The 551-nt window shown below is 66.6% G+C and carries 1 protein-coding gene; it reads left to right on the top strand.

What is annotated here, in order from left to right:
• Positions 1-78: 78 nt before the first annotated feature.
• A partial coding sequence (locus tag ACFOYX_RS36200; protein ID WP_377534819.1) for a transposase family protein occupies positions 79-551 on the top strand: 473 nt, incomplete at its 3' end.

The raw sequence follows: 551 nt of genomic DNA on the forward strand, positions 1-551 counted from the left end.
GGACGGTGTTGGATATGGACGTGGAGCCATCGATAGACAGGTTCTTGCGACAGAATCCAGTTTTCGAGAGGGCTCCACGTGATCGCCTATTCTGCCAGGCTCGACGTGCCCAGGGAACTCGTACAGCACGTGGCGCGGCTGCTTCGTGCCGAGCGTCGGGCGGTGGGCACCCGACCGGGAACCCGTGCGCTGACGTGCTTCTACCAGGCGATCCTGGTGTTGGTGTGGTTTCGCAAGGGTGAGGACAAGACCACCCTCGGGGCGGGGTTCGGGGTGTCGCGGGCTACGGCCTACCGGTACGTTGCCGAGGCCGTGCGGGTCCTGGCGGCGCAGACACCCACCCTGCACGACGCGCTGCGCCGGGTCGCCGCCGACGGCTGGTCGCACGTGATCCTCGACGGGAAGCTGTTCGACACCGACCGCCTCGCCGAGACCACCGTGAGCGTGAAAGGCGACACGATCGACGCGTGGTACTCCGGGAAACACCGCGACTTCGGGGCGAACATTCAGGCTGTGATGCGCCCCGACGGGCTCCCGATCTGGACCTCGGA

Source organism: Micromonospora sp. GCM10011541 (assembly GCF_042650725.1).
Taxonomy (GTDB): Bacteria; Actinomycetota; Actinomycetes; order Mycobacteriales; family Micromonosporaceae; genus Micromonospora; species Micromonospora sicca.